The organism is Cyanobium sp. T1B-Tous (genome assembly GCF_024345475.1).
Classification (GTDB): domain Bacteria; phylum Cyanobacteriota; class Cyanobacteriia; order PCC-6307; family Cyanobiaceae; genus Cyanobium_A.
In genome coordinates, this window is record NZ_JAGQBE010000121.1 from 1 (window position 1) to 5,131 (window position 5,131).

7 protein-coding genes and 1 pseudogene are annotated in these 5,131 nt (G+C 58.5%); 3 read left to right on the forward strand and 5 right to left on the reverse strand.

Annotation, left to right across the window (positions count from 1 at the left end):
- Positions 1-132: 132 nt before the first annotated feature.
- A pseudogene (locus KBY71_RS14995) lies at positions 133-360 on the forward strand (DUF1651 domain-containing protein); the annotation flags it as partial.
- 450 nt (positions 361-810) lie between these two features.
- Here KBY71_RS14995 and KBY71_RS15000 read toward each other — a convergent pair.
- The 4 genes from KBY71_RS15000 to KBY71_RS15015 all read right to left on the reverse strand — a co-directional run bounded on the left by KBY71_RS15000 (position 811) and on the right by KBY71_RS15015 (position 2,938).
- Positions 811-1,005, reverse strand: coding sequence for a hypothetical protein (locus tag KBY71_RS15000; protein ID WP_254929685.1), 195 nt, complete (start codon positions 1,003-1,005; stop codon positions 811-813).
- Between the two features lie 788 nt (positions 1,006-1,793).
- Positions 1,794-2,030: a chlorophyll a/b-binding protein gene (locus KBY71_RS15005; RefSeq protein ID WP_254929686.1), complete on the reverse strand. Its 237-nt coding sequence runs from the start codon at positions 2,028-2,030 to the stop codon at positions 1,794-1,796.
- Positions 2,031-2,273: 243 nt separating this feature from the next.
- The gene (locus KBY71_RS15010; RefSeq protein WP_254929687.1) at positions 2,274-2,417 is read right to left on the reverse strand and encodes a chlorophyll a/b-binding protein; all 144 of its coding nucleotides are present in this window, start codon (positions 2,415-2,417) and stop codon (positions 2,274-2,276) included.
- A gap of 104 nt (positions 2,418-2,521) precedes the next feature.
- Positions 2,522-2,938, reverse strand: coding sequence for a DoxX family protein (locus tag KBY71_RS15015; RefSeq protein ID WP_254929688.1), 417 nt, complete (start codon positions 2,936-2,938; stop codon positions 2,522-2,524).
- A gap of 158 nt (positions 2,939-3,096) precedes the next feature.
- On the opposite strand from KBY71_RS15015, the gene psbA reads away from it, so the two are divergent.
- Complete coding sequence (gene psbA / locus KBY71_RS15020) at positions 3,097-4,176, forward strand: photosystem II q(b) protein (RefSeq protein WP_197147936.1); 1,080 nt, start codon at positions 3,097-3,099, stop codon at positions 4,174-4,176.
- 99 nt (positions 4,177-4,275) lie between these two features.
- Here the strand turns inward: psbA and nth are convergent, their stop codons facing one another.
- Positions 4,276-4,929: an endonuclease III gene (gene nth / locus KBY71_RS15025; protein ID WP_254929689.1), complete on the reverse strand. Its 654-nt coding sequence runs from the start codon at positions 4,927-4,929 to the stop codon at positions 4,276-4,278.
- A 59-nt stretch (positions 4,930-4,988) separates the two neighbouring features.
- Between nth and KBY71_RS15030 the strand changes: the two genes are divergently transcribed.
- Positions 4,989-5,131: chorismate synthase (locus KBY71_RS15030; RefSeq protein ID WP_254929690.1), on the forward strand; the 143-nt coding region annotated here is incomplete at its 3' end.

Sequence of the window (5,131 nt, forward strand, 5' to 3'; positions counted from 1 at the left end):
AGCCGCTGCCAGGGCTGGACCGAAGAAATGGTGAGTAAGCAGGGCTGGGCGCCGGAGGTGGCCTGAACCGCCCATGCACTCCAGCTCTGTCACCGGTAGCGGCCACCGCTCTCCCCCCAGGAGGGCTGGCTAAGCGATGGCCGTCAGGTGCTCCATTTCCAGCCATGCCGCTACGACCGCTGGAGCCAGAGCCTGGAGGTGACTTTTGGAGAGGTGATGCCCAGCGGGGAGCCACCGCTGCTGAAACACCGCAGGGAGCTGATGCGAAATGAGGCGATCAAGCTCTGGGCCCAGAAGCGCAGAGCCGGCTGGCAGGTCTGCGAGCCGCAGTGGACGCCGCCACCACTGCGCAGGGCCTGAACTGCTGCAGGCCACAAAGCATTCTCACCTTGCTCCGATCTGCAGCCAGAAGCAATGCGTTTAAAAGCTGATTGTGCTGAGCCGCGAGCGCAGCGATGCTGTGCTCATCAACCCAGGAGGCGCCCAACATGGACGACACGCCACCCCGCCAGGTTCAAGAAGCACGCTGACGCCACGCCCCTGCTCCAACAGTCTTTATCTAAATGTGGGCGGGTCGTTCAGCCGGGCAAGAGAGCAGCATTCCCCAGTGCAGCTCACCTTGTGCGCCTGACTGATCGACACTCCAGCCGCACCGCCGCAGGTGCCCTCAGGAGGACCATCCGCCCCACACCTGGAATGCATGGCCCCAGGTGCCAACGTCAGCAGCTTCTTTTTCACTGCTATTGGAATGTTCACTGATCTATCACCCTCGGGCGCTGCTCGGGGGTGATGGTTGTCTGAGGCTTGCGGTTAGCCCTTTTGCTCACCCGGGACTGGATTCACGAGCGCCAGTCGGCAACCGGGATAGAGCTCCTGGCCGCTCTCCAGCGCCTCTTCTTTGCTGTTGGCTTCCATTTGGACGGTGGTGGTGCCGTCTTCTGTGTCGACAAGCAGGACGTACAACAGGCCCATGGGTTCGTAGGCAGTTGCCTTTGTCTTAGCCACGGGTCAGGGCATCAGCGCACCTGGGTGGATGGCCTGCATCAAAAAGCCTCAGGCCGTAGCCCAGGGCTGATGCTTGCAACTTCTGGCTCAAGGGGGGTTTAGCCCTTGCTGGGGGCTTACTTGCAAAGAGTCCTCTTCCCAGAGGTCCATGCGATCGAGACAGGCTTTTGATTGCTCGCTGCTCCAGCAGTTGAGCTTGCGGTTGATCCCCCCGCTTACATACCAACTCAACCCTTCGGCGCAGCGCACCGATGGTGAACGCCGCTAGAAAAAGCGAGTTCTTGTATCGGGCTGCGGCCATTGGCATCAGCCCACTTCTTGGGAGCCTGGACTAGGTCGTCATCGACATCGCGCACCAGCAAATCAGGCATGGCCCGCGAAGTTGGCATGCAATTCTAATGAATAATCTTAACCCTGTGATTTGCTGCTATTTATGACAATACAATCTTTGCCTTCGGCGTCACACCACAATTTATAAACATTAAGAACATTTGGACGAATGCCCGCCACAGGAACTTTCAAAAATCCTTGACGTTGCGCTGCTTCAAAAAGAATGCGCTCCTTTTGCGTTAGCCTATGAGGTATTTGACGACTTCCTATCCTTGATCGAGTCGATTTACCACGGCTTAATCTTTCTAAGTCGCCCTTGGTTGGCTTGGGCATGGTAACCGCATTAACTTGGGGCTAGAAATGGCTAATCTGCAATCAACTGTTGGGCAAGTAAAATATTGCTTAGAAACGATAGTGCAAGGCTAAAGGAACTTCAGTTATGCAGCTGTAAAGTTGGATTAGAAACAGAACGGTAAAAACTGGGTGCGGCAGGCGGCATAGCCATCAACTAAAGCACCGAGACCAATTTGGTGGGCGATACCAAAGCCCGTGAGGCCTTCCACCACGATGCCTATGACTATGCCGAGCATGGCGGCACGGCCGTTAAACAGTTCAGCTCGCTTGAGCTGGGCCACGAGGGTCAGCTGTTCGGGGCTGTTGTTGAGCAGCTGTTCGCTGGCGGGAGTGTTGGTCATGGAGATGTCTTGGGTGGTGTCAAACGAAGCGGAAGCGCGCTTGCATCAATCGGCGATATTTGGCTGCAGCAATAGGGCGCTGATCAACCAGGCACCAAAAAGCGCCACGGTGAGGGCTGCGATCATCGAGTCCTTGGGGTCAGGTCACTAGGGCGGCTGAGGACGTACGTCGTCATGCCACCGAGCACAACGACAAGTGCGATGACGGTTGCAATGGCAGCGGTGTAATCGGTGCTCATGAGATCAGCCCAAGCCCAGTTGGCCGAGGATGCTCTGGCCGGTGAGCAGCTCGGTGCCAAGGCCGATCACGAAGCCGAGCATGGCCAGACGGCCATTCCAGGTTTCAGCGAAGGCAACGAAACCGAAGCGGGGCGTGGACTCAGTCATGACTGTTGCGGATTGTTAAGAGAACTGTAACGCAATGTGACTGGTTTGGGCGCTGTCGCGGCTGAGGGCTGCGAATCCATGGGCGGCAGCCCTTCTCTTGCCGCTCAATCAACCTGGCGGAAGGCCTTCGCTGAGATGGCTGCCGGAGTGAGGGCCCATAAGCCACCGGGTTGATCCGTTTCAGGGGCGCCACCGCCTTGATCCAGTCCGGAGATGAGCTCATTCCCCGTGCCTGCATCGAAGGAAAAGCGACCCAGCCCGTTGAAGAGCAGGGCAAGGCTTCCTCCCAGGTGGAGCACCACCAGTTCCAGCAAGGAGATGTTCAGGCCAGCCGTGAAGATGTGCTGATAGGCCGCCGTGGCCATCGTGCCTGCCAGGGCCAGGGTGCCCAGAGGGGTGAAGGCCCCAGGATCACCAGCCAGCAGCAGAACCAGCTTGGGGATGTCGATGGTCGATTGGGGCGATGGACCCTTGCATTGACCACCGGACAGTTCGTGATTAGCCAGGCTTATCGGTGTCATCAGCCCTGCTGTCGTCCAATTGCACCGCCGAGTTGGCCGGCAAGTGTGAACAGGTGTTAAGTTCAGATGAGCGAGCGGTTTCCCGCCCCGCATCTACTTACTGCTTTCCTGCAAAGCCTCTCGGCTGAGTCAGCTAAGCCCTTCCCCAAACCGTTCTCATGACAACCACTATTCAGCAGCGCCAAGGCGCTTCTGCGTGGAACCAGTTTTGCGACTGGGTCACCTCCACCAACAACCGCCTCTATGTGGGCTGGTTCGGTGTGCTGATGATCCCCTGCCTGCTGGCTGCCACCATCTGCTTCATCGTGGCCTTCATCGCCGCACCCCCTGTCGACATCGACGGCATCCGTGAGCCCGTAGCTGGCTCCCTGATGTACGGCAACAACATCATCTCCGGTGCTGTTGTTCCTTCCAGCAACGCCATCGGCCTGCACTTCTACCCCATCTGGGAAGCCGCCAGCCTCGATGAGTGGCTCTACAACGGTGGTCCTTTCCAGCTGGTGGTCTTCCACTTCCTGATCGGCATCTACGCCTACATGGGACGCGAGTGGGAGCTTTCCTACCGCTTGGGCATGCGCCCCTGGATCTGCGTTGCCTACAGCGCTCCTGTGGCCGCAGCATCTGCCGTGTTCTTGGTGTATCCCTTCGGTCAAGGCTCCTTCTCGGACGCCATGCCCCTTGGCATCTCCGGCACCTTCAACTACATGTTGGTGTTCCAGGCTGAGCACAACATCCTGATGCACCCCTTCCACATGCTGGGAGTGGCTGGTGTCTTCGGTGGCAGCCTGTTCTCCGCCATGCACGGTTCACTCGTTACCAGCAGCCTGGTGCGTGAGACCACCGAGAGCGAGAGCCAGAACTACGGCTACAAGTTTGGCCAAGAAGAGGAGACCTACAACATCGTGGCTGCTCACGGCTACTTCGGTCGCCTGATCTTCCAATACGCCTCCTTCAACAACAGCCGCAGCCTCCACTTCTTCCTGGCTGCCTGGCCCGTGGTTGGCATCTGGTTCACCGCCCTTGGCGTGAGCACGATGGCCTTCAACCTGAACGGTTTCAACTTCAACCAGTCGATCCTCGACGGCCAAGGCCGTGTGGTGAACACCTGGGCAGACGTTCTGAACCGCGCTGGTCTGGGTATGGAAGTGATGCACGAGCGCAATGCTCACAACTTCCCGCTTGACCTTGCTGCTGCTACTGCCACCCCCGTGGCACTGACCGCACCTGCAATCGGTTGATACTCAACAACCCAGCTACGGCTGGGACATAACGGAATCCCAAAAGCTCCCTCTCACGAGGGGGCTTTTTTATTGCCTGGGTGGTGGACAAGTTGTAAATCAGGGCTTACGCCAGATCACAGCAGTGCGCCGGCGGGGATAGAGCTCCCTGCAAAGGGGGCAGATAGTGCCGTCACAACCCCGGGCCGTGCAGAATTCGCGCCCATAAAAAATGATCTGCAGGTGCAAGCGATTCCAGGCTTCTTTGGGGAACAAGGTCTTGAGATCATGCTCCGTTTGCACAACACTCTTGCCACTGCTGAGACCCCAACGCTGCGCCAATCGGTGGATGTGGGTGTCTACGGGGAAGGCGGGCACACCGAAGGCCTGGGCCATCACCACACTTGCGGTTTTGTGACCAACCCCAGGCAGGGCCTCAAGCTGTTCAAAACTGCGGGGCACCATGCCGCCATGACGCTCAAGCAAGAGCTCGGCAAGGCGTTTGACATTGCGAGCCTTGGTGCGAGCCAGGCCAAGCTGGCGGATATGGGCCAGGATCGTCTCCTCACTCAGGGCTGCCATCGCGGCAGGGTCCTGGCCAGCTGCAAATAGGGCCGGGGTGACCTCGTTGACCTTCTTATCTGTGCATTGGGCGCTCAGCAGGACCGCCACCAACAGCGTGAAGGAATCGCTGTGGTCGAGAGGTACAGGGGTTTCGGGGTAGTGCTGCTGGAGCCGCTCCATGATTAGGGCGGCACGCTCCTGCCTCTTCAAGATTGCGCTATGCCAAAGGTGAAGCCCAGTTTGTAGGCTCGCCCCAACGCAGGTGGTCAATGGGCAGCAGCTTCGGAGATCTCTTTCGGATCAGCACCTTCGGCGAATCCCATGGTGGCGGGGTTGGCGTAATCATCGACGGCTGCCCGCCCAGACTGGAGCTGGATCTTGAAGCGATCCAGGCCGAACTCGACCGCCGCAA

Excerpts from the sequence above, each read along its gene's own strand:
- KBY71_RS15015 (WP_254929688.1), bottom strand. The coding sequence starts at position 2,938 with ATGACACCGATAAGCCTGGCTAATCACGAACTGTCCGGTGGTCAATGC.
- psbA (WP_197147936.1), top strand. The coding sequence starts at position 3,097 with ATGACAACCACTATTCAGCAGCGCCAAGGCGCTTCTGCGTGGAACCAG.
- KBY71_RS15005 (WP_254929686.1), bottom strand. The coding sequence starts at position 2,030 with ATGACCAACACTCCCGCCAGCGAACAGCTGCTCAACAACAGCCCCGAA.
- KBY71_RS15010 (WP_254929687.1), bottom strand. The coding sequence starts at position 2,417 with ATGACTGAGTCCACGCCCCGCTTCGGTTTCGTTGCCTTCGCTGAAACC.